At 62.3% G+C, this 26,748-nt stretch carries 23 protein-coding genes; 10 read left to right on the top strand and 13 right to left on the bottom strand.

Going from position 1 to position 26,748, the window contains the following annotated elements:
- Positions 1–226: 226 nt before the first annotated feature.
- The 4 genes from katG to J2887_RS12735 all read left to right on the top strand — a co-directional run bounded on the left by katG (position 227) and on the right by J2887_RS12735 (position 4,682).
- On the top strand, positions 227–2,398 hold the full coding sequence (gene katG, locus J2887_RS12750) for a catalase/peroxidase HPI (RefSeq protein ID WP_227171503.1): 2,172 nt from the start codon (positions 227–229) through the stop codon (positions 2,396–2,398).
- Positions 2,399–2,705: 307 nt separating this feature from the next.
- On the top strand, positions 2,706–3,419 hold the full coding sequence (locus J2887_RS12745; protein ID WP_227171502.1) for a hypothetical protein: 714 nt from the start codon (positions 2,706–2,708) through the stop codon (positions 3,417–3,419).
- A gap of 163 nt (positions 3,420–3,582) precedes the next feature.
- A complete protein-coding gene (locus J2887_RS12740; protein ID WP_227171501.1) occupies positions 3,583–4,188 on the top strand; it encodes a YdeI/OmpD-associated family protein in 606 nt (201 codons plus the stop codon).
- Between the two features lie 101 nt (positions 4,189–4,289).
- Positions 4,290–4,682, top strand: coding sequence for a DUF1801 domain-containing protein (locus J2887_RS12735; RefSeq protein ID WP_227171500.1), 393 nt, complete (start codon positions 4,290–4,292; stop codon positions 4,680–4,682).
- Here J2887_RS12735 and J2887_RS12730 read toward each other — a convergent pair.
- A complete protein-coding gene (locus J2887_RS12730; RefSeq protein ID WP_227171499.1) occupies positions 4,645–6,087 on the bottom strand; it encodes a PLP-dependent aminotransferase family protein in 1,443 nt (480 codons plus the stop codon). The two genes, J2887_RS12735 and J2887_RS12730, sit on opposite strands and share 38 nt — an antisense overlap.
- Positions 6,088–6,192: 105 nt before the next feature.
- On the opposite strand from J2887_RS12730, the gene J2887_RS12725 reads away from it, so the two are divergent.
- The 5 genes from J2887_RS12725 (at position 6,193) to J2887_RS12705 (ending at position 11,783) form a co-directional block, all read left to right on the top strand.
- Positions 6,193–6,819 (top strand): pyridoxamine 5'-phosphate oxidase family protein, encoded by a 627-nt coding sequence (locus J2887_RS12725; RefSeq protein ID WP_227171498.1) that lies wholly within the window; start codon positions 6,193–6,195, stop codon positions 6,817–6,819.
- 35 nt (positions 6,820–6,854) lie between these two features.
- Positions 6,855–7,976 (top strand): sugar diacid recognition domain-containing protein, encoded by a 1,122-nt coding sequence (locus J2887_RS12720; protein ID WP_227171497.1) that lies wholly within the window; start codon positions 6,855–6,857, stop codon positions 7,974–7,976.
- 182 nt (positions 7,977–8,158) lie between these two features.
- On the top strand, positions 8,159–9,517 hold the full coding sequence (locus tag J2887_RS12715) for a GntP family permease (protein ID WP_227171496.1): 1,359 nt from the start codon (positions 8,159–8,161) through the stop codon (positions 9,515–9,517).
- Positions 9,518–9,561: 44 nt separating this feature from the next.
- On the top strand, positions 9,562–10,698 hold the full coding sequence (locus J2887_RS12710; RefSeq protein ID WP_227171495.1) for a glycerate kinase: 1,137 nt from the start codon (positions 9,562–9,564) through the stop codon (positions 10,696–10,698).
- Between the two features lie 119 nt (positions 10,699–10,817).
- Positions 10,818–11,783, top strand: a complete 966-nt coding sequence (locus J2887_RS12705; protein ID WP_227171494.1) for a tRNA dihydrouridine synthase — start codon at positions 10,818–10,820, stop codon at positions 11,781–11,783.
- A gap of 18 nt (positions 11,784–11,801) precedes the next feature.
- On the opposite strand, the gene J2887_RS12700 is transcribed toward J2887_RS12705, so the two are convergent.
- Positions 11,802–12,464 carry an esterase/lipase family protein gene (locus tag J2887_RS12700; protein WP_227171493.1) on the bottom strand — a complete coding sequence of 221 codons (663 nt, stop codon included), beginning with the start codon at positions 12,462–12,464 and terminating at the stop codon, positions 11,802–11,804.
- Between the two features lie 220 nt (positions 12,465–12,684).
- Positions 12,685–13,347 (bottom strand): PEP-CTERM sorting domain-containing protein, encoded by a 663-nt coding sequence (locus J2887_RS12695; protein WP_227171492.1) that lies wholly within the window; start codon positions 13,345–13,347, stop codon positions 12,685–12,687.
- A 251-nt stretch (positions 13,348–13,598) separates the two neighbouring features.
- On the opposite strand from J2887_RS12695, the gene J2887_RS12690 reads away from it, so the two are divergent.
- The gene (locus J2887_RS12690; protein WP_227171491.1) at positions 13,599–15,203 is read left to right on the top strand and encodes an alpha/beta hydrolase-fold protein; all 1,605 of its coding nucleotides are present in this window, start codon (positions 13,599–13,601) and stop codon (positions 15,201–15,203) included.
- A gap of 9 nt (positions 15,204–15,212) precedes the next feature.
- Here J2887_RS12690 and J2887_RS12685 read toward each other — a convergent pair whose 3' ends face one another.
- From J2887_RS12685 to J2887_RS12640, 10 genes are all read right to left on the bottom strand, one after another.
- On the bottom strand, positions 15,213–15,617 hold the full coding sequence (locus J2887_RS12685; RefSeq protein WP_227171490.1) for a bacteriohemerythrin: 405 nt from the start codon (positions 15,615–15,617) through the stop codon (positions 15,213–15,215).
- 143 nt (positions 15,618–15,760) lie between these two features.
- Positions 15,761–16,780 carry a class I fructose-bisphosphate aldolase gene (locus J2887_RS12680; RefSeq protein ID WP_227171489.1) on the bottom strand — a complete coding sequence of 340 codons (1,020 nt, stop codon included), beginning with the start codon at positions 16,778–16,780 and terminating at the stop codon, positions 15,761–15,763.
- Positions 16,781–16,915: 135 nt separating this feature from the next.
- Positions 16,916–18,298: a DUF4397 domain-containing protein gene (locus J2887_RS12675; RefSeq protein ID WP_227171488.1), complete on the bottom strand. Its 1,383-nt coding sequence runs from the start codon at positions 18,296–18,298 to the stop codon at positions 16,916–16,918.
- A gap of 134 nt (positions 18,299–18,432) precedes the next feature.
- Positions 18,433–21,696 carry an error-prone DNA polymerase gene (locus J2887_RS12670; protein WP_227171487.1) on the bottom strand — a complete coding sequence of 1,088 codons (3,264 nt, stop codon included), beginning with the start codon at positions 21,694–21,696 and terminating at the stop codon, positions 18,433–18,435.
- Between the two features lie 34 nt (positions 21,697–21,730).
- Positions 21,731–23,146, bottom strand: a complete 1,416-nt coding sequence (locus J2887_RS12665; RefSeq protein ID WP_227171486.1) for a Y-family DNA polymerase — start codon at positions 23,144–23,146, stop codon at positions 21,731–21,733.
- A gap of 5 nt (positions 23,147–23,151) precedes the next feature.
- Positions 23,152–23,841: a translesion DNA synthesis-associated protein ImuA gene (gene imuA, locus J2887_RS12660; RefSeq protein ID WP_227171485.1), complete on the bottom strand. Its 690-nt coding sequence runs from the start codon at positions 23,839–23,841 to the stop codon at positions 23,152–23,154.
- A gap of 70 nt (positions 23,842–23,911) precedes the next feature.
- On the bottom strand, positions 23,912–24,430 hold the full coding sequence (locus tag J2887_RS12655; protein ID WP_227171484.1) for a GNAT family N-acetyltransferase: 519 nt from the start codon (positions 24,428–24,430) through the stop codon (positions 23,912–23,914).
- Entirely contained in the window at positions 24,427–25,296 is an 870-nt protein-coding gene (locus J2887_RS12650; protein WP_227171483.1) for a sulfurtransferase, read from the bottom strand. Before J2887_RS12650 ends, J2887_RS12655 begins: the two co-directional genes overlap by 4 nt.
- Positions 25,278–25,850 (bottom strand): GNAT family N-acetyltransferase, encoded by a 573-nt coding sequence (locus J2887_RS12645; RefSeq protein WP_227171482.1) that lies wholly within the window; start codon positions 25,848–25,850, stop codon positions 25,278–25,280. The genes J2887_RS12650 and J2887_RS12645 overlap by 19 nt, the downstream gene beginning before the upstream one ends.
- A gap of 11 nt (positions 25,851–25,861) precedes the next feature.
- Positions 25,862–26,725 carry a bifunctional transcriptional activator/DNA repair enzyme AdaA gene (locus tag J2887_RS12640; RefSeq protein ID WP_227171481.1) on the bottom strand — a complete coding sequence of 288 codons (864 nt, stop codon included), beginning with the start codon at positions 26,723–26,725 and terminating at the stop codon, positions 25,862–25,864.
- Positions 26,726–26,748 lie beyond the last annotated feature (23 nt).

The following is a 26,748-nucleotide window of genomic DNA, read 5'->3' as shown; positions in this document are numbered from 1 at the left end:
GCCTACTGACAAGGCGTTATCCGCCGGAGCCATTCGCCTGGGCGCCCTGTGGAACTACTCGACGAACTCTTTGATCAGCTATTTGGTGGACTACGCCCTGGCGCACTAGCAAACGATTGCGCCGGTTGAGACCCAAGCAGTTCCCGATGGCCGATCTATAGTTAGTGGTGTGCCTGCCACGAACAACGACGCTGTCGCCAATTGCCAACAGAATTAGGAGAGAGAGATGACACAGAACAGCTCCGCCCAAGGTAAGTGTCCGGTTATGCACGGAGCCAACACGACCGAGGGCTCAACCAACATGAAGTGGTGGCCCAATGCTCTCAACCTGGACATCCTTCACCAGCACGACACCAAGACCGACCCCATGGGCAAGGATTTCGACTACCGGGAGGAACTCAAGAAGCTCGACGTGGCGGCCCTCAAAAAGGACCTTAACGACCTGATGACCAGCAGCCAGGCGTGGTGGCCGGCTGACTGGGGACACTACGGTGGCCTGATGATCCGCATGGCCTGGCACGCGGCAGGTTCCTACCGCATCGCTGATGGCCGTGGGGGTGGTGGTACCGGTAACCAGCGTTTCGCGCCGCTGAACTCCTGGCCTGACAACGGCAACCTGGACAAGGCGCGCCGGCTGCTGTGGCCGATCAAGAAAAAGTACGGCAACAAGGTCAGCTGGGCCGATCTGATCATCCTGGCCGGCAACGTGGCGTACGAATCCATGGGCTTCAAGACCTTTGGCTTTGGCTTTGGCCGCGAAGACATCTGGCACCCGGAAGAGGATATTTACTGGGGCGCCGAGGACGAATGGCTGGCGACGTCTGACAACGACAAGAGCCGCTATTCCGGCGAACGCGATCTGGAGAATCCGCTGGCTGCGGTGATGATGGGGTTGATCTACGTGAACCCCGAGGGCGTGGACGGTAATCCGGACCCCCTGAAGACCGCTGCCGATGTTCGTGAAACCTTTGCCCGCATGGCGATGGACGATGAAGAAACGGTCGCCCTTACAGCTGGCGGCCACACCGTCGGCAAGACCCACGGCAATGGCGACGCCAACAACCTGGGGCCGGACCCGGAAGGCGCCCCGGTTGAAGAGCAGGGCCTGGGCTGGGTCAACAAGGTCAGCCGTGGTGTTGGTCGGGACGCGGTGACCAGCGGCCTGGAAGGGGCCTGGACCACCAACCCCACCAAGTGGGACAACGGTTACTTCCAGATGCTGCTGAACCACGAGTGGGAGTCGAAGAAGAGTCCGGCCGGTGCCTGGCAGTGGGAGCCGGTGGACATCAAGGAAGAGGATATGCCGGTGGATGTGGAGGACCCGTCGATCCGCTGCAAACCGATCATGACCGACGCCGACATGGCAATGAAAATGGACCCGGAGTACCGCAAGATTTCCGAGCGGTTCGCCAAGGATCAGGCCGCGTTCGAGGATGCCTTTGCCCGGGCCTGGTTCAAGCTGACCCACCGTGATATGGGGCCGAAGGCCCGTTATGTGGGGCCGGAAGTGCCGTCAGAAGACCTGATCTGGCAGGACCCGGTGCCAGCGGGAAGTACCGGTTATGACATCGCGGCGGTGAAATCCCGGATCGCGGACAGTGGCCTGAGCACCAGTGACATGGTGTCCACCGCCTGGGACAGCGCTCGCACCTTCCGCGGTTCCGACATGCGGGGTGGCGCCAACGGCGCCCGCATTCGCCTGGCACCGCAAAAGGACTGGGAAGGTAACGAGCCGGAGCGGCTGGCCCGGGTGCTGGGGGTGCTGGAAGGCATTGCCTCTGACACTGGTGCGAGCCTGGCGGATGTGATCGTCCTGGCTGGTAATGTGGGGATAGAGACCGCCGCCCAGGCTGCGGGCGTGAGCGTGACGGTGCCTTTCTCACCGGGCCGTGGTGATGCAACGCCAGAGCAGACCGATGTCGAGTCGTTCCTGCCGCTGGAGCCCATCCACGATGCGTTCCGCAACTGGCTCAAGAAAGACTACGCTGTGGAGCCGGAAAAGCTGATGCTCGACCGTGCCCAGCTGATGGGCCTGACCGCGCCGGAAATGACGGTGCTGATCGGTGGCATGCGGGTGCTGGGCACCAACCACGGCGGCAGCACGCACGGTGTGTTCACCGATCGGGTGGGGCAGTTGACCAACGATTTCTTCGTCAACCTGACCGACATGGCCTATAGCTGGAAACCGGCCGGTAACAACCGCTACGAACTGCGTGACCGCAGCAGTGGTGACGTCCGCTGGACCGCCACCCGGGTGGACCTGGTTTTCGGCTCCAACAGCATCCTGAGAGCCTACGCCGAAGTCTACGCCCAGGACGACAGCCAGGAGAAGTTCGTCAATGACTTCGTGGCCGCCTGGACCAAGGTGATGAACGCCGACCGCTTCGACATCCACTAACCCCTCCGGCCAAGCCGACCTGCCCACCCTGGTGACCCCGCGTTGCCGGGGTGGACAGTGACTCCCTGCAATGTTCAGCTGCAAAGACAATGCCTGAAGTGGTAATGTTTGTGCCGCCGTTGCCTGAAGGAGATTGATCCTGTGCACGGCGGAATCGTCAAGGATAGACGCCTCTGCTCGCAGCAACCCCGCCCGGGGCTCTGCACATCGCCTGCCTCTGACGTATTTCTTTGATGGCTTGCACAATCAAGACACCGTGGACGGTGTTGGCTGCGAACCCAGTGGAGTTGTTTTGGAGATGGAACCGATGAAATACCTGATGAACCCCCTGTTTTTGATCGTCGCCCTGCTGACTGTTTGGAGTTCGCAGGCTATGGCCGGGCTGAGTGAAGCGGATGTCCGAAATATGTTGTCAGCTCAGCAGGCACTGGAAGGAAGAGAAGATGAGCTACTCCAGTTAATGCCGGAAAAAAAGGCCGAGCTGGAGGCTAAAGCCGAAGCAGAAGCTGCTTGGGAGCGTGAGTATGAAGAGGCCGTGGAGTCGGGTGATCGCGCCAAATTTGAAGCTATGAATAATGAGAAGGTGGCTGAGCTTGTGAGCACTTTTCAGGGCGGGAGGAACGAATCTGCGCAGAGTTTTGATGAGCAGTTCGAAGAATCTGTCTCTCACCTGCGGGAAAATGATGATGCAAAAGAGTTTGTTACAGACATAGTCCGGCCATATGGATTCTCCGATGCGGACGAATACCTGGATGTGATGCGGAGTGTTGGTAAGGCCTCTATCCTGTTGATGCACCAGAAGCAGGTAGCTTCGATAGAGTCAAGGGCCGAGATGTATCGCAACTATAATTACACCGAGGAGCAGATCGCAGAACTCATTAAGAGAGAGGAAGCGATGTACGAACGTTCCAGGCAGTTCCTTGGCGATGTTCCCGATTCAGATGTTCAGGCTGTCGCTCCGTTCCAGGAAACACTTCTCCAGAACATGGAGAGATCTGCTGAAGATGAGGACGATTACTAACCCCTCACATTCAGCAACCTGACTGGGCGCTTTTGCGCAATCCGGCTGCCTGGTCCATGCTCAATTCACGCTGCTGTCATTGCCCGCTGGTATGCAGGTTGTGGCAGCCGCGTTGGTACAGAGAGCGTCTCAGGTCAGCAATCACCAGTCAGGGATGAAACCGATGAATCAGGCCCAGAAAACCCCGTCCAGCCTCAAGGTTGAGCAGTTTCTTCAGGCCGCCAGGCAATGGCGTGATGAATATCAGCAACTGCGAGCCATTGTCTCCCGAACGCCGCTGGAGGAGGGCTTTAAATGGGGCAAGCCCTGCTACGCCATCGATGGCAGCAACGTGGTGCTGATTCACGGCTTCAAGGATTTCTGCGCCCTGCTGTTCATGAAGGGCGCACTGCTGAAGGACCCGGATCAGCTTCTGATTGCCCAAACGGACAATACCCAGGCGACCCGCCAGATCCGCTTCACCAGTGTCGAACAGATCCAGGCATTGGCGCCGGCAATCGAAGCCTATCTACTTGAAGCTATTGAGGTGGAACGGTCCGGCCAACAGGTTGAGTTCAAGCGCACCGAGGATTTTGACGTGCCAGCGGAGTTTCAGCAGCGGCTGGACGCCAGCCCGGCACTGAAAGCCGCCTTCGAGGCACTGACGCCGGGGCGCCAGCGGGGCTATTTGCTGCACTTCGCCGGCGCAAAGCAGGCCAGCACCCGGGCTGCCCGGGTTGATCGGTGTGAGCCCCGTATCCTTGCCGGTAAAGGGCTGAATGATCGCTAGTGTCCTGTGCGGTTAATTCGCTGACCCACTGCGTCGTTCCGGTACACTAGTCGTGCAGTAAGCGTTCACGAGATGAATCTTATCAGGGAGGTGTTGCGGGCATGACAATTAACGATCGAGTGGAGGCGTTGCTTGAGGACATTCGACTGGTCGACCCCGACCAGCACGCGCTGGTCAGCCGCCTGCGAGCGGTGATTCTGGCGGTTGGTCCCGAAGTAACGGAAGAGGTGAAGTACGGCGGACTGCTGTTCTCGGCGGGCCGGCCGTTCTGTGGCGTGTTCGCCTATCGCCAGCATGTCTCGCTGGAGTTCAGTGAAGGTGCCGGCCTTGCCGATCCCGGTCAAGTGCTGGAAGGCACCGGCAAGTACCGCCGACACATCAAACTGCGTAGCGTCGACGATATTACCGGAAAGCAGGTTGGCCGGTATATCGAAGCGGCCCATGAGGCTGTCGGCCTCAAGTCTTCCGCTGTCCAGCCCGCGCCAGGCCCATAGTCAGGGCCGCCACGCAATCCCGGATCTGCTGGTCGCTGGCACTGGCAAAGCCCATCACCAACCCCTGCTGTTGGGCCGGCCCGAGGTAATGGGCGCTCAGCGGAGTGCTGCCGTATCCCTGTTGCCACAGCCAGTGATTGCAGTCCCGGTCTGGCCAGTCCCCGGTCAGTACCAGGTGCATGCCGGCGCTCTCGGCAATCGGAGCCGCCAGCCCTGACAACTGGTCGATGACCAGGCCCTGGAACTGTTCCCACTTCTCGCGGTAATTCTGTCGCATTCGCCGAAGATGGCGGGTGAACTGCCCGCTGTCTATGAACTCTGCGATGACAGCCTGGGTCAGCAATGCCGTCTCGCCACCCATCACCCGTTTCGCCCTCAGCACATGCTCCACCAGCGTATCCGGCACGATCAGATAGCCCACCCGCAGTGCGGGTATCAGGGTTTTGCTGAAACTGCCCATGTACAGCACCGGGGCCTGGTCAAACATGCCCTGAATGGCGGCGAAAGGCTTGGTGTAGAAATGGAAGTCGCTGTCGTAATCGTCCTCAATGATCCAGGTCTGGTTACGCTGGGCCCACTCCACCAGCGCCATGCGCTGTGAGGCGTCGAGGATGCCGCCCATCGGGTACTGATGGGTGGGCGTGCAATAGAGCAGGCTGGCCGGGCCGGCGTCGGCGAGGACGTCAATGTCGAGTACCTGATGGCGCAGTGGCACCGGGATCAGCGGATTACCGTGGCGTCCAAGGGCGTAGCGGGCACCTCGGTAGCCGGGGTCCTCGCACAGTACCCGGTCACCGGGCTTCAGGAAAATGTCGGCAATCAGCGCCAGGGCCTGCTGGGCGCCCTGGGTGATGATCACCTGGTCCTCATGGCAACGCACACCACGGGCGCTGCCAACGTATTCCGCCACGGCCCGCCGCAGGGGCCGATAGCCCTGCAGGCTGTTGTAGCCCATCAGCGACGGCCGGCTTTCATGGTGATGCAGGATTCGGTTCCAGGCCCGAATGGGGAACGCAGCCAGATCGGGCAGTCCCGGTGTGAACGGCAGGTTACTGTCCTGGTCGCTGCGGCGGATGGCGCCCTCCGGCAGTGCTGGCAATGGCGGAATGGCCACTCGCTCGGGCTGCGGGGAAGCGCCTTTGGCGGGCGGACAGTGTCGGCTGTCGATATCCTCATGAACGAAGATGCCCCGACCGGCCTGGGTTTGCAGAAAGCCCTCGCTCTTGAGCTGGTCATACACCGCGTTCACGGTGTTACGGCTGACCCCCAGGTCCTGCGCCAGCTGGCGGCTCGAGGGTAGCCGGCTGCCGGCGGGGTAGCGACGTTGCAGTATTCGTTGCGACAGCTGCCGGTAGAGCTGCTGTTGCAGGGGGAGGGTGCTATCAATCTGAAGGTCGGTGATCACGGTGACGGCTCTTAACTGGTCCCATCAGGATTTGCTATCTGGTTCTTTTGATGGGGTCAGTTTACGCCTTTAATGACGGTTCAAGCCAACAACCGAGGAACCAGCATGAAACCGGACACCGCCGACGAAGCCCTGTCACCCCTGAGATGCTGCCCGCGCAGCATGGTTCGGCGAGGCGCCAAGAAGGCCAGTTACGATCGGGCCCAGGCCTACCAACTGATCGACGCCCTCAAGACGGGGCATTTGGGGTTCGTGGAGCATGGGGCACCACGGGTGATTCCCATCACGATCTGGCGATTGGGGGATGCGCTGTACGTGCACTGCCTGGAGGGTGGGCGACTGTCGAAGCGACTGGATGAGGGCGTCACCCTGTGCATTTCGTTCGCGGTGACCGACGAGTGGGTGATGAGTAAGTCGGCCTATCACCACAGCGCCAACTACCGATCACTGGTGCTTTATGGCACCGCCAGTCGGGTAACGGACGACCAGGCATTTGATGCCGCCTTCGAAGCCATCATTGAGCAGCTGGAACCCGGACGCTGGCAGCAGGTGCGAGAACCCAGCCCCAAGGAGCGCAAGATCACGGCGCTGTTCCGCATTCCGATTGAGGAGGGCGCGTTCAAGAGCCGTACCGGCGGCCCCAATGAAGAGCCTGAGGATCTGGATCTGCCGGTCTGGAACGGGGTGATGCCAGCGGCAGAGCCTGGGGCCACCCAGACGAAGTCGGTATGATGGGGCCCTGACTCTCACACGCTTCAGGAATCTCCATGGCCATCGAACTGGATGCCGAGCTGGCGCAGCGAATCGTGGTGCGCACGACACAGATCATCGACTACAACGTCAATGTGATGAACGCCGACGGTCGCATCATCGCCAGCGGGGATTCCCGACGTCTGGGCCAGGTCCACGATGGCGCGCTGCTGGCCATTGCCAAGGGTGACACGGTGTTGCTGGATGAGGCCGCCGCGGCCCGGCTCAGCGGTGTACGGCCGGGGGTGAACCTGGTGCTGAGCCACCAGCAGCAACTGGTCGGGGTGATCGGCCTGACGGGGGACCCGGATCAGGTGAAGCAGTTTGGTCTGCTGGTCAAAATGGCGGCGGAGCTGATCATCGAGCAGGCCCAGGCCTGGCAGCAGACCCAGTGGGGCCACCGGCAGAAAGAGGAGTTTGTGCTGCAATGGGTCCAGGGCCATACCGACTGGCCGGTACTGGTGGACTGGGCGCGGCAGCTCCAGGTGGACCTTGATCGACCCAGGGTGGCGATGGTCATGGGTGTGGACGGTGACGACCCTGGCCGCCAGCAGGTGATGGGGGAGGCCATGGACCGGCTGGCTGGGGGCGAATCCGGCGCCCTGGTGGCGATGCAGTCGCTGAGCGAGCTGGTGATTCTGCACGATACCCTGGATGCGACCGAGACGGTGCCGAGGTCGCTTCTGCGACTGTTGACGGTGGCGGATCGTACGTCCGGAGTCCAGGTACGGCTGGCGGTGGGTCAGGCGTTCGAGGACCCCCGTCGCATGGCCGAGTCCTACCAGACCGCGCGCCAGACCCTGCAGGTTGGCCGGCGTCGTCACCCGGACCAGTCACTGCTGCGTTTCGCCGATGATCCGTTGCCGGTTCTGCTGTCCCAGCTTGAGCAGGACTGGCGCCGGGACGCCCTGGTGGCACCGGTGCAGCGACTGCTGGCCGGTGATCGCCAGGGCCATCTGCTGAAGACATTGCGGCAGTACTTTCAGGATTACCCGGATCAGCAACGCTGTGCCCGGCAACTGCATATCCATCGCAATACTCTGCGTTACCGGCTGAACAAGATCGAACAGCTCAGCGGCTGTTCACTGACGGAGCTGGACTCACTGATGCAGCTCTACGTCGCGTTGGCCCTCGCCTGAAGTCGACCTATCTGCCTTGATTTTTGTGCGTGTGCACAGGGTCTGGGTGTAATTCGTGAGCATTATTGTTGGTTCTGACGATGCATCGGTTTTTACTCCTGCCCGATAATGGTGCGGTGACACTCATGCTGCCCTCTCAGTAGGGCATACAGAATAAAAACACCGCTGTTGGAGGGTTTTCCATGAGTCTGGTGCTCATCTTACTGGCCGTTGTTGGCTTTATCGTGGTGGCGACCAGCCGCTTCAAGATCCATCCGTTTCTGACCCTGATTCTCGCCGCCTTTATTGCCGCCTTTGCCTACGGCCTGCCGGCGGACCAGATTGCCAAGACCATCACCGGTGGCTTTGGTGGCATCCTGGGCTACATTGGCCTGGTGATTGTGTTGGGCACCATCATTGGCGTCATCCTGGAGAAGAGCGGCGCAGCCATCACCATGGCGGATACGGTGGTCAAGCTGTTGGGTAAACGGTTCCCGACCCTGACCATGTCCATCATCGGCTACATTGTTTCTATCCCGGTGTTCTGCGACTCCGGGTTTGTCATTCTCAACTCCCTCAAGCAATCCATGGCCAAACGCATGGCGGTGTCGTCGGTGGCGATGAGTGTGGCCCTGGCCACCGGGCTGTTTGCCACCCATACCTTTGTGCCACCGACCCCCGGGCCCATTGCCGCCGCCGGTAACCTGGCGCTGGAGGACAGTCTTGGGCTGGTGATTCTGCTGGGCCTGGTGGTGAGCGCCGTGGCGGCCCTGGCCGGAGTGCTGTGGGCAAACCGCTTCAGGGCGGTGGAAATTGCAGGCGATGAGCCCCAAACGCCGGAAGAGGTGGAGACGCAGTGGCGGACGATGAAAGCCAGCTACGGCACCCTGCCGACAGCGGGGCAGGCGTTTGCACCGATCTTTGTGCCAATCCTGCTGATCTGCCTGGGCTCCATTGCCCGTTTCCCCACCGGGCCGATGGGCGCTGGTGTGGTGTTCGAGACGTTCAGCTTTTTAGGGCAGCCGCTGAACGCGCTGTTGATCGGGCTGTTCCTCAGCTTGCCGCTGCTGAAGCCGGGCGATCGTATCGCCCAATTCAATGAGCATATTGGCAAGGGGATTGCAGCAGCTGCACCGATCCTGTTGATTACCGGTGCCGGTGGCGCATTCGGTGCAGTGCTCAAGGCCACGCCGATTGGTGAATACCTTGGTACCACTCTGTCCGCCCTGGGCGTGGGTATCTTCATGCCGTTCATCGTGGCGGCGGCGCTGAAATCGGCCCAGGGGTCGTCCACGGTTGCGCTGGTTACCACCTCCGCCATGGTTGCGCCGATGCTGGGGGATCTGGGGTTGGCCACCGAGATGGGCCGGGTGCTGACGGTGATGGCGATTGGTGCCGGTGCGATGACGGTCTCCCACGCCAACGACAGCTTCTTCTGGGTGGTGTCCCAGTTCAGCCGGATGCCGGTGGCGCTGGCTTACCGCGCCCATACCGCGGCGACCCTGGTTCAGGGCATCACCGCCATCGTACTGGTGTACCTGTTGAGCCTGGTTCTGCTCTGAATGCACGGGGAGCCGCCGTTGGCGGCGGCTCCGAAGGAGATTTGATGAAAATCGTCGTTGCCCCTGACTCGTTCAAGGAAAGCCTGACCGCCCGGCAGGTTGCCGACACCATCGCCGCTGCCTGTCGGCGTCACCTGCCGGATGCCGAGCTGGTAACCCTGCCGATGGCGGATGGCGGTGAAGGCACATCTCAGTCGTTGGTGGATGCGCTTGGGGGGCACTGGCGGCAACTGGCTGTGTCCGGTCCCCTGGAGGAACCGGTCCAGGCCCGCTATGGCCTGGTGGATGATCTGGCCATTATTGAAATGGCGGAAGCCTCTGGCCTGCACCGGGTGGCGTCGGACCTTCGAAACGTCCTGTCGGCCTGTAGTTATGGCACCGGTCAGTTACTGGAAGACGCCCTGGAGCAGGGCGTCCGCCGTGTCATCATCGGGCTGGGTGGCAGTGCCACCAATGACGCCGGGGTAGGCATGCTGACCGCTCTTGGTGCCCGCTTCCTTGATGCCAGTGGCCGCGACATACCCCGCGGCGGTATCGGGCTGGCGGAACTGCATCGGATCGACTTGACTGCGCTGCATCCGCGTTTGGCGGAGGTGGACATCGTCGTGGCCTGTGACGTTGATAACCCGCTTACGGGGCCCCGTGGCGCGAGCGCGGTGTTTGGGCCACAAAAAGGCGCGAACCGTGAACAGGTGGCGACACTGGATCGCAATCTGGCGCACTTCGCCGGGCTGGCAGGCAAGGCCACGGCAACCGAGCTGGATGCGGTACCCGGAGCCGGCGCCGCCGGTGGCATGGGGGCGGCGCTGATCGGGTTTGCGGGAGCCCGGTTGCGACCGGGGATCGACATTGTTGCAGAGGCAGTGGGCTTGGCTCAGGCCTGCCGGGATGCCGACCTGGTGATCACCGGTGAAGGCCGTATCGACAGCCAGAGTGTTGCTGGAAAAACCCCCGTGGGGGTTGCCCGGATCGCGCGCCAGGCCGGCGTCGAACGGGTCATCGCCATCGCCGGCTGCCTGGGAGAGGGCAGCGACCTGGTGTACCAGCATGGCATCGACGCGGTGTTTGACTGTCTGCATCAACTGGCGTCGCAGCAAGAGATTCTGCGGGATGGCGAGCAGAACCTGCGCCAGACAGCCGACGCGGTTGCCCGCCTGATCGCCCGTCTGCGGGACATCTGATCCGCTCGTAGCCTGGCTAAGCCGGTGATGGGCCGGTTGTGGCAATGGCGACTGTCATTCCGGCCATCAACTCGCTAGAATGCGCCGCTGTTCATCATTTGACCGATTTCGGAGCATCCATGCGCATTACCCTCGCCCCCATGGAGGGACTGGTTGACGCCCCCATCCGCGAGATCCTCACCGGTGTCGGCGGCATTGACCGCAGTGTGACCGAGTTCATCCGCGTTACCCACGGCATGCTGCCGCCGCGCATCTTCTACAAGTATGCACCGGAACTCCATAACCGCTCACTGACCCGTGCCGGCACACCGGTGGCGGTACAGCTGCTGGGGTCTGATCCCGAGATGATGGCACGTCACGGCGTGAAGGCCGCGGAGTTGGGTGCCTGCCAGGTGGACATCAACTTTGGTTGTCCCGCCAAGACGGTCAACCGTCACAAGGGGGGCTGCGTGCTGATGAGAGAGCCAGAGCTGATGCATCAGATCGTGGCGGCGGTGCGCCAGGCGGTGCCGGCTGCGGTGCCGGTCACCGCCAAGATGCGGCTGGGGTATGACGACCGTTCCATGGGCGTGGCCTGCGGTCAGGCATTGGCGGATGCTGGCGCCGGGGAAATCGTTATTCATGCCCGCAGCAAGGTGGACGGTTACAAGCCGCCGGCCTACTGGGAGGAAATTGCCCGGGTGCGGGAGGCGGTGGCCGTGCCGGTGATTGCCAATGGCGAGATCTGGACGGTTGAGGACTACTGGCGCTGTCGTGACGTGAGCGGCTGCGATGAGGTGATGATCGGCCGCGGCCTGATCACCCGCCCGGACCTGGCGCGGCGGATCAAGGCCAGCCAGCAGGGCGAACAGGGTGAGGAACTGGACTGGCCCGCCGTAGTCAGCCTGGTCATTGCCTACGGCGCTGAACTGCAGGCGCGGCTGGAAGACCGCTTCGTGACCGGCCGCATCAAACAGTGGCTCAACTACCTGAGACGTGGTTATCCGGAAGCCGAGGCGGTCTGGTCAAAGGCCCGCAAGATCCGCGAGGCCCAACCTTTCTACGACTGCCTGAAGGCCTCTGCCGCGCTTGAGAAAGCCGCCTGAGGTGGCCTTCTGCCCGCTCTATTTGCCCATGCGGTCGAACATGCCGTGCCGCAGGAAGTGCCGCGTCTGAGTGATGACCTCGGCATTGTTCATCATGAACGGATGGGTCACCGGCAGCGAGAGATGGTCCGCCATACCGTCAAGCCGGGTGTTCGCTACCGAGACCTTGCCATCGTTCGGCTTGGGCAGCATGGTCGAGAGGATCAGATTGATGCTGCGGGTGCCGGCAATGATCCCGACATCAAAATTCGCCGGCCCGAGCCGATTTGGCACGCTGGTTTCGCTGGTGCCCAGTTGCAGCCCCGCCGGTCCGTTGACCAGTTTGAATCCCACCATTTTGCCCAGCGTGTCGACGACCTGGCTGCCCCGGTTGGGTGGGCCAAGCATGACCGTGCGTCCCAGGCTGCTGATCCGCTGGCGACTCAGGTACTGTCTCACCAGAATGCCGCCCATGGAGTGGGTGACGAAGTGAATTCGGCCTCCGTCCGGACACCTCGAGAGCGCCTGGCCAATGGCCGTATCGGCGAGTGTCTCAATCGGGTATCGGGTTGACGGGTAGGGCTGATTGATAACGACGTAACCCGACTGCTCAAGGGCTGTCGCCATCTTCTTCATGGAGCCGTCTGTCCTGGCCAGGCCGTGCAGCAGGATGACGCATTCACCGCTCACTGGAGCGGGCATCGGTCTGGCAGCCCGTGGCTCGATACCGGTGTCCTTACCTTGTTGCCCATTGTATTCCTGGTTAATCCTGATCCTGACTGTGCTGTCTGCTGACTTCAGAATCTAAAGCGTTGTTCGCCTATCGGCAAGGATCGGAGACGTCCTGGCCACAAAAAACCGGCCGCACCCAAAAGGTCCGGCCGGTGTTTGTCACGGTTGTCGTAATGCTCGCAAAGATCCGTCAAGCGGGTCGACGGCGGCGTGAGAAGCCCAGTCCTGCAAGTCCCAGGCCAAGCAACGCCAGGGTGCCAGGCTCCGGAACCGCAGCGGTGGCTGTTGCCAGAATGTCAAAGTCGGTGCCGCCACCATGGTCTTCCCGCAGAATCTGCAGGTTGTAGTTGCCCGCACTCAGGCCTGCCAGGTCGATGTCGTACTCATTGAGGTTGGAACCTCCCGGTGCCATGGCACCAAACAGGTAGCTGCCGTTCAGCCAGACATAGATGCCGTTGTCCACGCCCAGGTCCAGATGCAGGTTGGAGGTTTCCGTCAGGTCGAAGTTGTAGACGATGGCGGTCTCGGTGTTGACGGCCCAGGTTGACGGAATCGCGACGGCGCCGGCACTCCAGGTGCCACCGGTATAGTCTCCCGCCAGCCAGTCGGTACCCAGTTCGGCGGTCAGTGACAGATCCGGTTCGGCCAGCGGATTCTGGTTCGGATCACCTTCGCTGACATTGGCGCCAGGGAAGAACAGCGAATTGGGGCCATAGGTCGCGGCAAGGTCGCCCAGGCCATTGTTGTAGAGTCCGTTGGTGCTGTTGTTGATGATAACCCCGGCGCTGGCACCGGCTGACACGGTCGTCAGCGCAGCGGCGAGGCAGAGTGAGTGAACACGGGAACGGAGCATTGATCTGTCTCCCAGTTGTCTTTGACAGGGACTCCCTGACAGCCCGTGGGCTGTCATTCTGGTGGCAGCAAGATCGTGTCCACTCCGGCGAATTCGGACGGCTTTCAGAGCACTGGCGAAAGTGTGTCTGGCGACTTGTCGGGGAGTTGTATAGTTTTCTGACAGTTGATCCATCAGGTGCTTTTTATTGCGAGTGAAAATCGTTACTATTTATGGTTTTATGACGCGCCTTGCTCGCTATGGATTTGCTGATGATGAAATGGAAACAACAACTTGGGGGACTGCTGATGTCGCTGGCTGCCTCGCTCGCGCAGGGCCAGACCCTGACACTCACCCATCCCGTGGCCGCTGAGCTGCCCCGCGAGGCACCGATTCGCGTGGCACTGGAGGCCGCCCCCGGGGACTATCTGCGTGGTCACTTCGTGACGGCGAATGCCCTGGCGGATCTGACGCTGGTGTCGGCAACGGGGCATCCCGTACGGCAACTGGTGGCAGCTGGCGATGAACGCCGGCAGTTCCAGTTTGTGGTGGGCGCTGCCGACCAGGTGCTGGAGGTCCGTGGTCACGGCGGCGGGGGGCAGTTTGAGCTGACTCTGGATCGCCAGGTGCCGGTGGCGAGTCAGCGGGCACCCGAGCGGGAGTTCCTCAGCCCGACGATTGCCGAAGTGGCCAGTGTCATTGCCGATGGTGGTGATACCGAGGCGTTCTGGCAGCAGGTAGCCAGGGCAGGGACGCCGCTGGTTGAACCGGGGCCTGATGGCAGGCGCATTCTCACCTTCCTCTACCGTGGTGCCGAGCGCAATGTGCGACTGTTTGGCGCGCCTTCCAGCAACCATGAGCAATTGGCCCGTCTGGGGCAGAGCGATATCTGGTTCCGCAGCTTCGAGGCGCCGGACAGCACACGGCTGTCCTACCAGCTGGCCCCCGACGTACCCGACCTTCCGGGGACTGCCCGGGAGCGGCGGGTGGCGATTCTGGCCACGGCCCAGGCCGATCCGCTGAATCTGACACCCTGGCCGGCGGACGCGGTGGATGTCTACCAGCAGAATTCCACCGTGACGCTGGACAAGGCGCCGCCTCAACCCTGGCTGTCGCCCGGCACGGAAGCCAGGGGCAGCCTGGAGACTCTGAGGTTTGCCAGTGAGACTCTGGGCAACCAGCGGGACATTCAGATCTACCGATCCGCCGGCTTTGACCCTGCGAATCCGGACAACCTGTTATTGCTGGTGTTCGATGGCGATGCCTACACCAGCCAGGTGCCGACGCCCACCATTCTGGACAACCTGGTTGCCGCCGGAGAACTGCCTGCGGTGATGGCTGTGTTTATTGCCAACCCGGACCGCGAAGCCCGCTCCCGGGAACTGCCAGCGAATCCGCTGTTTGCCAGGGTGCTGGCGGAGGAGCTGGTGCCCTGGTTGCAGCATCAGACCGGAATGGAACCTCTTGCAGAGCGCACCATCCTGGCCGGTTCGAGCTATGGCGGTCTGGCATCGGCTACGGTGGCACTGGCCTACCCCGAGGTGTTCGGTAATGTGCTGTCGATGTCGGGTTCGTTCTGGTGGCATCCGCCTGGTACCCCTGCCCATGAACAGGAATATGTCGCCCGTCAGCTGGTTGGGATGGAGACCGTACCTGTGCGTTTCTTCCTCAGTGCCGGCCTGTTTGAGGGGCACCGGTCCGATATGGCCGGGATTCTGGAGACCTCACGCCACCTGCGAGACCTGCTGGCAGCCAAGGGCTTCCCGGTTCGCTATCGGGAGTACGCCGCCGGGCATGACTACTTTGCCTGGCAAGGGGTGCTGGCGGACGGCCTGCTGGCACTGGCGGATATGGCAAACTGGCAGTCCGCCCGGTAACTCGGGACACTAACCGACCCCATGGGTGCGGAAGTGCTCAACGTAGGCCTTGTCCACCTTGAGGATGTGGTGGGTCAGCCAGTCTTTGAGCAGGGCGAGGGCTTCGGCGCCTGAGGCGTCGCCCTGTTCATGGCGGTCAATCAGTGTCATGACCTTCTGGGTGAAGGTGTCGTGCTCGCGTTTGTGGGCCTCGGTTTCCGGATAGCCGAGGCGGGCGAACAGGTCCTCCTCAACAATGAAGTGGTTCATGGTGTAGTCCATGAGCCCCTCCAGCAGGTCGCCAATTTCGCTGTCTTCAGCCTGGTTCTCCAGGGCCTCGTGCAGCCGGTTGGTCTGGTCCACCAGCCAGCGGTGTTGTTGATCGATGTCGCTGATACCAACTTCGAGCTCTTCACTCCAGGGCCAGAATGTCATGGTGTCCTTCCCGTCCGTTTTTATTATCGAGTCCGCCATGCTAGGCACTCGAACGGGACCAAACCTTGACCTGAATCAACGTCGCCCGGCCCCGAAATGAGGGGCCGGTCACGGAGTGTGGGGTTTTGCAGAAAGTGGACAGATCAGCGCGCTTCCAGCGTGGTTCGGTACTCGCCGGTGGTAGCCAGGGCGTTCATCCTGGCCCGGTGCAGCAGTGCCTGCTGGGCTGCTTCCCGCTGATCGTGGTGACCACCCCAGGCAGCCAGCGCTGGCTCCTGAAGGGCCCGGCCGTAGGAAAAACTGAGGGTCCAGGGGCGATGGCTGGCCTGGTTGATGGCGTTCAGGTTGACGGTGGCTTCCTCCGGTCCCTGACCGCCTGACAGGAAATTGATGCCCGGAACCGCCGCCGGTACCACCCGGCGAAAGACCCGTAGGGTATGCTCGGCCACCTGTTCGGCTGTGGCTGCCTGCGGATGGTTCTTGCCCGGTGTGACCATGCTGGGCTTGAGAATCATCGTTTCCAGCTCAACCCGGTGCCGGTGGAGGGCGTGAAACACCTCATGGAGCACCGTTTCGCTGACCTGGGCGCAGCGCTCTAGGTCGTGGTCGCCGTCAATCAGCACCTCCGGCTCGACGATCGGTACCATCCCCAGGGATTGGCAGATGGCGGCGTAGCTGGCAAGGACTTCGGCGTTGGCCTTGACCGCCAAAGGCCCCGGATTGTGGCCGCCGATGTGGTACACGCAGCGCCATTTGGCAAACCGGGCACCCTGTTGCAGATACCCCTCAAGGCGCTTCTCCAGGCCATCCAGACCACGGGTGATCTCGTCCCCCGGGGCGTTGGCCAGCGGCCCCTTGCCTTTGTCCACCTTAATGCCCGGTACGATCCCCTGCTGGACCAGCCGTTGCGGCAATGGCGTGCCGTCATCGTCGTTCTGGCCCAGGGTTTCTTCGAACAGGATAACGCCGCTGATGCTGTCACCCAGTCTGGGCGTGGCGAACAGCAGGCTGCGGTACTCCCGGCGGTTGGCTTCGGTGGATTCCACCGCAATGGCGGCAAAACGCTTGGCGATGGTTGGGCTGCTCTCATCGGCAGCCAGTATGCCCTTGCCAGGGGCAACCAGGGCGGCGATGGTGTCCTGGCGTTGCTGTTGAATGCCCATGCGGACCTCCACTTTCGGTTGGTGACGGAAAGGCGATGAAGGTCAGTATAGACGTGCCTGTTGAAAGGGAGTGGCCCCGGTCTGCTGCGGCTGGGCAGGCCGGGGCGGGTGGTTCTTGGTTAGCGGATGCGGTGTTTAAGGTGCACTGGGTGAGGCCAGGTCGTCCAGGCCGGTGACGGTGAAACTGCCCGAACTGCCGAAATCGGAGGCTTCCCGGGCAATGGCGGTGTAGACCCCTCCATTGCTGAGGGTGACCGGTATCGGCCCGATGGCGACGGTGCCCGTGCCGGCCACGGTAACGTAGACGTCGTAGTCACCTTCGGCAACCGCCAGGAAACCGGAACTGGCGCCAAAGGGTACATCACTCAGTACCGGGCTGGCGTTACCGATACCGCCACTGCCCTGGGCGGTCAGGTACACATCGACATTGGGGGCCTGGCCGGCGCCATGGATGACCCGCAGTCTGGCCTCGGTTGCCACTGATCGGGCATCGTCGGTAAACGGCAGCAGCTCAATGTCGGCCAGTGCGTTGGCGGCGAGTACGGTGTAAGCCATGCCGTTGCCGAGTTCAAAGCTGCCCTGGACAACGGCGTTGGTATCGCCGGTTGCGGTGATGGCGACATCAGTGGTGCCGGCAGCGACGCTGGCGTAGTTACCCAGGGCAGGGCCTGGTGCCGCATCCGGGTACGACAGACCGGCAATCGCGGGAGCGCCGGTGATGCCACCAAGATAGATGTCGACGGCCGGGGCGTCGTAGGCGTTATGGACCGCCCGCAGACCGGCACCGGCATCCGCATCCACCAGCTCGGTGGTTGTGCCTTCTCTTTCCACCAGCAGGCTGATGGGCGCATCTCCATGGTTGGTGTTGTCGACTGCGGCGATCAGCAGATCGGCACCGCTGGCCAGGGGGACGGTACCACTGTCAAACAGCACATCACTCTGACCGGCCGCCGTGACCCGGACCCGGTAGTCCCCGGCGGGCACTTCCAGAGCATCGGTCACCGTTTTGTAGCTGAAGGTCAGGGTTGGTGACGCCGCAGCCAGGTCAGCGTCAGGGGCGGTGACATAGACATCCACGGCAGGGGCCGCGGAGGCGAGGTGAGCTACCCGCAGCCGCACGCTGTTGGCGTCCATGCGCTCCAGGTCATCGCTGATGACCAGCGCTTCCAAGGTGGCGTTGCCTACCTGGCCAATGGCGAAGACGTCGTAGGCGTCAACGTTCTCGGCGTCTGCCATGATGGTGGCCGGTCCCAGAACTTCCAGGGTCTGACCGTCCGGCAGACGGGCATCGACGAACAGGTTCTGGGTACCGCTTACCCGGGTACGGGCGGATTGTTTGAAATCGGCGTTGGTGACGACCACCTCGTCACCGAGACGCACGTTGACGGCAGGCGCATCGGCGGAGGTGTGGAAGACCGTAACTGTGACAACGTCCTTGTCATCGTCGTCATCGAGCCAGCAGCCGGTAAGGGCCAGAGGCGCCAATAACAGGAGGATGTAGCTTGTCAGTTTTTTCATTATGGGGTCCTCGTCAGTAAGGTTGTTGCAACTCATACCGCCAAGGTTCTTACGCCAGCGCCAGGCTGGTGGATTTATCACCAGTTGTCTGTTGGTGAGCTGTTATGGAAGAGGGTGGTAAGCGGTGGGCGGTACTACTGAAAATCCCGTGACTGTACGTTGAGGTTTTCAATCAGGTGGCTGAGGTCGTTCAGCTTGCCGGCCATGATGTGAATGATGTCACCTTCCCGTTCGAGGATGCCTTTGACGTGCAGCAGGCGGGCGGTCAGCAGGGGTTTGCGCTGGCGTCGGGCGGTGGCGAGCCAGACCACCACGTTGATGTTGCCGGTTTCGTCCTCCAGGGTTACGAAGGTCACGCCGGCGGCGGAGCCGGGGCGCTGGCGGCCGGTTACCAGACCGGCAACCTGGACCGGGCGCCCGGGTTCGACATCGAGCAGTTGCTCGGCGTTGAGGCAGTGTTTCAGGTGCCCCTGTTCTCTCAGCAGAGCGAGGGGGTGGCGCTGCAGGCTCAGCCCCAGGCTGTGGTAATCCGCCAGCAGGTTCTGGCCTTCGCTGGGTACGGGCAGTGGCACGGGCGGCGCGGGGTGGTCGTCTGCCCCGGCGGTGCCGAGAAGCAGCCCGGGGGCCAGTTGGTGTTCCAGCAACTGCCAGTAGGCCTGGTGTCGGTTGCTGCTGAGACTGGCCAGAGCGCCGGCCCCGGCCAGCGCCTCCAGATCCCGCTGGGACAGCTCCGCTCGTTGCCGCAGGTCGGTGGTGGACCGGTAACCGGACTCAGGCCGCTGCTGGCCAATTCGTCGGCCCGCTTCCCGGCACAGCCCTTTCACCAGCCGCAACCCCAACCTGAGGCTGTCGTTGGTATCCTCTAAGTTAGTACTCTCTAAGGTAGTATTCTCTAAGGTAGTATTCTCTAAGGTAGTATTCTCTAAGGTAGTATTCTCTAAGGTAGTATTCTCTAAGGTAGTATTCTCTAAGGTAGTATTCTCTAAGGTAGTATTCTCTAAGTTGATACTCTCTAAAACGTGATCCCAGTCGCTGTGATTGACATCCACCGGCAGCACCGTCACCTGATGGCGGCGGGCGTCCTGCACCAGTTGTGACGGCGAGTAGAACCCCATTGGCTGGCTGTTGAGCAGGCCGCAATAGAAAGCGGGGGCATGGTAGTGCTTGAGCCAGGCGGAGACGTACACCAGCAGGGCAAAGCTGGCGGCGTGGGATTCCGGAAACCCATACCCGCCAAAACCACAGATCTGCTTATAGAGCCGTTCGGCAAACGCTTCACTGTGGCCTCGTGCCAGCATCCCCTCGATCAGTGCGCCGCGAAAAGGCGTCAGGTCGCCATCGGATTTCCAGGCGGCCATGGCCCGCCGCAGCCGGTCTGCCTGGCCGGCGCTGAAGCCAGCGGCGACCATCGCCAGCTTGATGGCCTGCTCCTGAAAGATCGGTACACCAAGGGTGCGCTCCAGCACTTGGCGGATGTCGTCGTTGGGGTACGTTACGGCCTCCGGACAGGCCCGTCGCTTCAGGTAGGGGTGCACCATGTCGCCCTGGATCGGGCCGGGCCGTACGATGGCAACCTGAATCACCAGATCGTAGTAGCAGGCGGGCCGCAACCTCGGCAGCATGTTCATCTGGGCGCGGGATTCCACCTGGAACACACCGATGCTGTCACCGCTCTGCAGCATGTCATAGACCTTCGGGTCCTCCCGCTCGATGTCTTGCAGGGTAACGGGTGCGCCACGTCTGGCGCTGATGAGTGCCAAGGCCTTGCGGATGGCGGACAGCATGCCCAGGGCGAGGACGTCGACTTTCATCAGTCCCAGACTTTCCAGGTCGTCCTTGTCCCACTGGATGACGGTGCGTTCGGCCATGGCGGCGTTCTCCACCGGTACCAGTTCCGCCAGTGGGCCGGCGCTGATCACGAAACCGCCGACGTGCTGGGACAGGTGGCGGGGAAACCCGAGGATGCGCTGCACCAGCTTGAAGAACTGGTCGGCAATGCGGGAGTTGCGGGTCAGGTTCTTGTCGAGGATCTGCTGACGCCAGTTGCTTTCCCTGTCGCGCCAGTCGATGCCATTGAGAAACTGCTCCACCAGAATCGGATCAAACCCCAGCGCCTTGCCGACATCGCGGATGGCGCTACGGGGGCGATAGCGGATCACGGTTGCCGCCAGCGCGGCGTGGTCCCGGCCGTAGCGCTGGTAAATGTACTGGATTACCTCTTCGCGCCGTTCATGCTCGAAATCCACATCGATGTCCGGGGGCTCGCCGCGGTCCCTGGAAATAAACCGTTCGAACAGCAGGTCCACCTGCCGGGGGTCGACTTCGGTAATGCCAAGGCAGTAGCACACTGCTGAGTTGGCGGCGGAACCGCGCCCCTGGCAGAGGATATGGCGGCTGCGGGCGAAGCGGACGATGTCGTGGATGGTGAGGAAATAGTGCTCGTACTCCAGCTCGGCAATCAGTGCCAGTTCCTTGCGGATCAGCGCCTGTATTGCCGGCGGCGTACCGTCGGGAAAGCGGCGTTGTTCACCTTCCCGGGTGAGGTGCTGGAGGTACTGGCTGGCACCGTAGCCTGGCGGCACCAGATTGGCCGGGTAGCGGTATTCCTCCTTGAGAATGTCGGGATTGAAATCACAGCGTTCCGCGATACGCAGGGACTCCTGCCGCCAGGTCTCCGGGTAGAGCCGTTCGAGCACCGCCAGCGGTCGCAGGTAACGCTCGCCATTCTGGAACAGCCGGTGCCCGGCCTGTTCGACGGTGGTGTTGTGCCGCAGGGCCGTGAGCACGTCCTGAAGTGGCTGGCAGTCACGGCTGTGCATGTGGATCTGGCCGGTGGCAACAATGGCGCAGCGTAAGCTGGAGGCGAGGTTGCGGATACGCTCCAGATGCGACTCTTCACCGGCTTCCAGGGTGCGGGTTGCGGTGATCCAGAACCTCTGGCTGAAATGGGCCTGTAGCCAGCGGCCTGTGGTCAGGCTGCTGTTGAAGTCGGCTTCCCGGGGGTGGGGGGCGTGCCACAGGCACAGGCAGTGATCCAGCGGATGCTGTTCCAGATCGTCACCGCTCAACTGATAGCTGCCCTTGCTGGCCTGCCTGCGGCCCTGGGTAATCAGCTGGCAGAGCTGGCCGTAACCGAGCCGGTTCCGGGCCAGTACGACCAAGCGGACAGGCTGGCCATCGTCACGGCTGGCCAGTTCAAAGTAGCTGCCGGTCACCAGTTTGACCGGGCTATCGCGCAGGGCGGCCCAGGCCCGGGGCATACCGGCGACAGAGCATTCGTCGGTGATGGCCAGTGCCTGGTAACCCAGCGCCAGGGCCCGTTCCGCCAGCTCATGGGGATGGGAAGCGCCGGTCAGGAAGGTGAAGTTGCTGAAGCAGGTCAGCTCGGCATAACTCATGGTGTTCTCGTGTCCCGTCTGGTTAATTCGGACACTAGCCAAACCAGCCGTGAACAAACCAGTGGCCCTGGTCGTCCCGGTACACCCAGGCCAGTTGGCCACTGGTGAGCAAGGCGCTGTAGTAATCCCGTTGCACCCGTTCGCCGTCCCACCAGCCGCTGCTGATGCGCTCCGGGCCGGACAGCCAGGTTTGCGGGGGCTGTTGCAGCGGCTGGGGTGAGGGCAGTAACCACAGTGGTCGCGGTGGTGGGTTCTGCGTTACCGGGGGCTTGCGTCGCTGTGGCTGGAGCCCGGCGGTTGCCCAGGCTTTTTCCGGGCGATGATCTGCCTGGGGTTCCAGTTGCCGCAACGCGCCACGGCCAAGCCGTGCCTGCAGGCGGCCAATCAGGGTCTGCCAGGCTTCTTTCGGGTCTTCGTTTTCCCCCAGCAGATCCCGGCTGATTGTGGTGCCCCGGGGCAGGAAGCGGGTGACTGTGAGCGTCATGGCGATAACGGGGGCTGGCAGTGGCTGTCGTTCCAGATGCAGTCGCACCAGCTCCAGAAAGGCACTGGCCCGGTGTTCCGGTCCGGCAGTGCGTATGCTGAGAGCCTGCTGGCTGTGATCCCGGTGGTGGAGGGTAAGTTGTAACCGGTCGGTGTCCTCCTGGCGCCACAACAGGTCTTCCTCCAGCTCGGTGAGCAGGGGCTGCAATGGAAACAGCAGTCCCTGGGCCTGCTCCACCTCCTGCATGAAATCCACCCGCTGCTGGAAACGGTGTGGTGGTTGCCAGCAATGCTGGGGGTCCGGCCTCTGTCCCAGAATCTGCTGGATGTGGGCGAGGGTTTCCGGCGCCAGTCTGCGGGCCAGTTCTCGGGGCGGCAGGGCCGCCACTTCCCCCAGCCGGGTCAGGCCAAGGCGTGCCAGCCGTTCCAGTGGTCGGGTCTCCAGCCCGGTGGCTGGCAGAGGGAGTTCCTGGACCTGTGCCGCCAGCAGGGTGTGGTCGTCGCTGCACTGTCCCAGATTCTGGCGGGCCAGCAGACGGGCAGCCTTGGGGGTGATGCCGCAGGCCAGCCAGGCCGTCAGCCGGCGGCTGGCGAGCGCGTTCTCCAGGGTTTGCCACAATGCTGGCAGAGTCCGGTATAGCCGCAGCAGACTGCTGGCCTCCAGCAACAGGCCCTCCGGAGGGTAGAGAACGATCTGGGCGGCGTAGTGGTAGAGCCAGCAGGCCTGCTGTTCAAGCAGCTCCGCTTCCCGGGTGCTGTTGGTGTGGACAATGCCCAGCTCCGGGGTCAGGGCGAGGGCGGTTTTCAGCCGCATCCCGGCCTGCACCCCCTGCTGCTGCGCCAGCGGGCAGACCTGGAGTACCTGTTGTGAAGTGCTGGCGACGGTCACCATGGCTGCCGGTGTTTCCTGGCTGCGTGCCAGGTGATCCAGTAACAGGTGAGGGAAATGCAGGTAAAGCCAGAGCATAACGGCTAACCCATTGATCCTGCCCAGGGACCGGTAATAACCCGGGGGGCGGACGGCTCGCGCTGACCCAGGCGCCCATCGATCTCCAGGGTCGCGGGTTGTCCGGGCCAGCCGCCGCGACGTTTCAGTACCTGAACCTGCAACTGCCGGTCGTCCCGGGCCTCCAGCTCCAGCCGCAGCGCAGCAGGGGAGCTTTGGCGGGCCTGGCGCCGTTCACGGAACAGGATGCAGACATTGCGACCGGCTTCCGCTGCCAGCTGTAGCCGGCGAATATCCCGGCTGGCCAGGTTGCCGGGCCAGGCCAGCACCAGCCCGGTCACACTGGCGCGCAGGCAGTTCTCCAGAGTCCACAGGGTATCGCCCGGGGCGTCGGTGTGGATCACCACAACCTGCTCCAGGGCAATATTGGCCCCGGCCAGGGCAGGGGCATAGGGAATGCAGGGGGGATTGATCCAGAACGCCATACGTTCCGATTCGGCTACCTGCTTCAGCAGCGGCAGTACCAGTTGCAGTTCGCCAATCCCCGGGCGGTCGATCAGACACTCACTCAGGGCACCGACTGGCCAGCCGGTATGGTCCAGCAGCCGGTCCAGGGTAGCGTGCCCCGTACTGTGTGACGGTGGCCTGGCCAGGCCGTGGCGACGGCCCTGCCAGACGCGGGCATCATGAATCAGGGTGTTCAGCAGATCGCTCATCGCTCATCCAGAATACTGTTTAAATATACAGTATTCTGAAAAAGGCGGAATTTCAACCGGTGCCTGTTTGTCAGCCGCTGCTGTTGGCGGATTGCCAGAACATCTCGGTGCGGCCGCAGACTGTGTTGCCAATAGTGGCGGCCTGGGGGTGATACGTTGCAGGCTGGAAACCCCGTTTGCGTAGCACCCGAAGAGAAGCCGGGTTGTTGTCCAGTACCTGGGCTTTCAGGGTGGTCAGGCCAAGGATGTCGCGAGCATGGGTCTGCATCAGGGCCACCCCCCGGGTTGCCAGCCCTTTGCCGGTGTGAACCTGTGCCAAGCGGTAACCCAGGGTGGCGGAGCGTTCACTCAGGCTGATCTGCCGGAGGTTGAACCGGCCCAGGATCTCGCCCTGGGCGATGAGTAGGCCAGGGAACAGTTCGCCACTCTGAAAGGCCCGATGATATTCGTCAATGTGAGCGAGGATACCGTTATCGCTGTAGAACGCCTTGGGCCTTGGCTCGATAAAGCGCTCGAACCAGGCTCTGTTGTCGAGTTCAAATCGCAGCAGTGAGGCGTGATGCGAGGAGCTCAGGCATTCCAGTTTCACGGGTTGGCGGTTCCGTTGTTTGATGGTGCCACGGTGATTGGCAATGTTTCATTGCTGCCCCAGTCGGCCCAGGAGCCGTCATACAGTGATAGCGCCTTGAATCCGGCCAACTCGGCCGCCAGCAGGATGATGCAGGCGGTAATGCCGGAACCACAGGAAAACACCAGTTGGCTGTCGGGGTGGAGTTCAAGGTCAGTAAAGCGTGCTGTCAACTGGTCTGCGGGTTTGAAGCGGTAGTCATCCAGCACTTCAGTAAATGGCAGGTTGAATGAGTTGGGAATATGGCCGCCTCGCACGCCGGGCCGGGGTTCCGGCGCCTGTGCCAGAAAGCGCGCACGGGATCTTGCGTCGATAACCGCAACCTCCTCGCTCTCCAGATGCTGCAGGACATAGGCGGCATCCCGCACCCGGTTGGCGTCGAGGTTGCCTGTCACGCTATGGCCAGTGGCGGCATCGGCGATCGGGGTATCGACAGTCTCCCGTCCTTCCGCTAGCCATTGCGGCAGGCCTCCGTCCAGCACGCACACGTCCGTCAGCCCCATGGATCGGAATATCCACCAGGCACGGGGAGCCGAGTAGATGCCCTGGTTGTCGTACAGCACCACCAGGCTGTCCGGGCCGATGCCCAGTCGCCGGGCTTCTGCGGTGAACTGGGCTTCTGTCGGGAAGGCATGAAGCTGGGACGAGCCGGTGTCGCACAGCGTGCCTTCCAGGTCGATACGACGGCTACCCGGAATGAATAGCGGGTGGTCATAGGTGATCGGTTCCTTACCGACAACGTTGGTCATGCTGGCATCGATCAGTACCAGTTGTTCGTTGCTAAGGTTGTCCTGCAGCCAGTCGGTGGTTACGAGCGGGGAAGGCATGTCGTTCTCCGGAATGAGTCGATGAGATGGCGTTGAGGGTCGTCAGCCAGCATGGCGTAAACGGCATGGTCCACATAGTGGGAGTAAAGCCATTCGCATTGGCGCAGGACGCCCTCCAGAGTGAATCCCAGGCGTTCGGGAATCGCCCGGCTGCGGGGGTTGCCGACGGCACAGCTGATCTCGATCCGGTTCAGGCGACATTCGCCAAACCCCAGCTGCACCAGTTCCGCCACGGCGGCGGTGATGATGCCGCGGCCACCGTGTTGGCGGTCGAGCCAGTAGCCCAGAGAGCCGGTGCGATTCTGTGTATCGAGGGCGTGGAATCCGGCGACACCGCAAAGGCGGCCGTCACTCCGGATCGCAAAGTGCGGGGCACCGTGGGCAGCGGACTCTGCCATGGTGGCATCAATGAAAGCCCGGGTATCCCGGCTGGACCGGATACTGTCCAGCCAGGGCAGCCACTCCCGCAGATGCTCGCGGTTGGCCTCCGTCAGCCGGTAAAGTTCTAGGGTGTGGTCCGGATTGAGTGCTTCCAGTGCGATGCTCGGGGGCATGGGTTGTCCTCTCAGGCGTTTCCTGATGGCCAGCCTACCTGCCAGATCTGGCGCAGGGAAGCTGTGGCGAGAATGTCGGCCGGCAGTTCGCGATGGCTGGTTGTGTTGTCGATGAATGCGCTAATCCGCTGGAGGATGGGAGCCATGAGGGGGCTGTCCACCTGAAGTGTTGCCCGATGGAAGCGGCGTCTGGCATGGGTGTGCAGGGGCTCTGGTGCCGCGCCAAACTCTACCGCACAGAGCCCGGTGTCGGTGGCGGCAACCATCACCCAGCCCAGCCGGCATGGTGCCACTCCGTAGTGCACCGTCAGGCCTGCGGCGCCCTCCCGATAACAGGAGGGCGTCATCGCCAGGCGTTGGTAGGTGGTGTCATAGGCGCGGCTGCTGGAGCTGAAACCGGCATCGTAGATGGCAGCGGTTACTGACGGTTCATGGCTGAGACTGGCGCGAAACCGTCGGCTCCGGTGGGTGAGAGCGTACTGTTTTGGGGTGATTCCCACCAGATCCCTGAACCGTCGCTGGAAATGCCAGCGGCTCAGGCCCGCCCTGGCTGCGAGCTGGTCCAGGGATGGCGTGGTCTCGCTGGCTTCCAGTTCTCGGCAGGCGTCAACGATCAGGCTGATCAACTGCCGTCGCGGCGACAGGGTATCGGGGCGACAGCGTTTACAGGGGCGATAGCCGGCCTGCGTGGCGGCACGGCAGGTTTCGAAGAATTCAACGTTTGCCCGCCTGGGCCGGCGAGAGGCACAGCCAGGGCGGCAGAAGATTCCCGTTGTTCGAACGGCGTAGAGAAAGGCGCCTTCCGCCGCCGGGTCCCGGGTTTCAAGTGCCCGCCAGCGGCTGGTGTCGTCGGAAAAGTCAGCCATGCTGCTCATCGGTCCAAACTCCTTGCCTGTCT

Source organism: Marinobacter sp. CA1 (assembly GCF_020546665.1).
Classification (GTDB): domain Bacteria; phylum Pseudomonadota; class Gammaproteobacteria; order Pseudomonadales; family Oleiphilaceae; genus Marinobacter; species Marinobacter xestospongiae.
The sequence above is the reverse complement of the archived record's forward strand: the minus strand, read 5'-3'. Positions and strand labels throughout refer to the sequence as shown.

Coding starts and splice junctions, on each gene's coding strand:
- J2887_RS12650 (WP_227171483.1), bottom strand. CDS start 25,296: ATGCCTTCCCCGCTCGTAACCACCGACTGGCTGCAGGACAACCTTAGC.
- J2887_RS12705 (WP_227171494.1), top strand. CDS start 10,818: ATGCGCATTACCCTCGCCCCCATGGAGGGACTGGTTGACGCCCCCATC.
- J2887_RS12675 (WP_227171488.1), bottom strand. CDS start 18,298: ATGAAAAAACTGACAAGCTACATCCTCCTGTTATTGGCGCCTCTGGCC.
- J2887_RS12690 (WP_227171491.1), top strand. CDS start 13,599: ATGATGAAATGGAAACAACAACTTGGGGGACTGCTGATGTCGCTGGCT.
- J2887_RS12735 (WP_227171500.1), top strand. CDS start 4,290: ATGACAATTAACGATCGAGTGGAGGCGTTGCTTGAGGACATTCGACTG.
- J2887_RS12640 (WP_227171481.1), bottom strand. CDS start 26,725: ATGAGCAGCATGGCTGACTTTTCCGACGACACCAGCCGCTGGCGGGCA.
- J2887_RS12720 (WP_227171497.1), top strand. CDS start 6,855: ATGGCCATCGAACTGGATGCCGAGCTGGCGCAGCGAATCGTGGTGCGC.
- J2887_RS12745 (WP_227171502.1), top strand. CDS start 2,706: ATGAAATACCTGATGAACCCCCTGTTTTTGATCGTCGCCCTGCTGACT.
- J2887_RS12645 (WP_227171482.1), bottom strand. CDS start 25,850: ATGCCCCCGAGCATCGCACTGGAAGCACTCAATCCGGACCACACCCTA.
- J2887_RS12740 (WP_227171501.1), top strand. CDS start 3,583: ATGAATCAGGCCCAGAAAACCCCGTCCAGCCTCAAGGTTGAGCAGTTT.
- J2887_RS12665 (WP_227171486.1), bottom strand. CDS start 23,146: ATGCTCTGGCTTTACCTGCATTTCCCTCACCTGTTACTGGATCACCTG.
- J2887_RS12725 (WP_227171498.1), top strand. CDS start 6,193: ATGAAACCGGACACCGCCGACGAAGCCCTGTCACCCCTGAGATGCTGC.
- imuA (WP_227171485.1), bottom strand. CDS start 23,841: ATGAGCGATCTGCTGAACACCCTGATTCATGATGCCCGCGTCTGGCAG.
- J2887_RS12695 (WP_227171492.1), bottom strand. CDS start 13,347: ATGCTCCGTTCCCGTGTTCACTCACTCTGCCTCGCCGCTGCGCTGACG.
- J2887_RS12710 (WP_227171495.1), top strand. CDS start 9,562: ATGAAAATCGTCGTTGCCCCTGACTCGTTCAAGGAAAGCCTGACCGCC.
- J2887_RS12670 (WP_227171487.1), bottom strand. CDS start 21,696: ATGAGTTATGCCGAGCTGACCTGCTTCAGCAACTTCACCTTCCTGACC.
- J2887_RS12700 (WP_227171493.1), bottom strand. CDS start 12,464: ATGCCCGCTCCAGTGAGCGGTGAATGCGTCATCCTGCTGCACGGCCTG.
- J2887_RS12715 (WP_227171496.1), top strand. CDS start 8,159: ATGAGTCTGGTGCTCATCTTACTGGCCGTTGTTGGCTTTATCGTGGTG.
- J2887_RS12680 (WP_227171489.1), bottom strand. CDS start 16,780: ATGGGCATTCAACAGCAACGCCAGGACACCATCGCCGCCCTGGTTGCC.
- katG (WP_227171503.1), top strand. CDS start 227: ATGACACAGAACAGCTCCGCCCAAGGTAAGTGTCCGGTTATGCACGGA.
- J2887_RS12685 (WP_227171490.1), bottom strand. CDS start 15,617: ATGACATTCTGGCCCTGGAGTGAAGAGCTCGAAGTTGGTATCAGCGAC.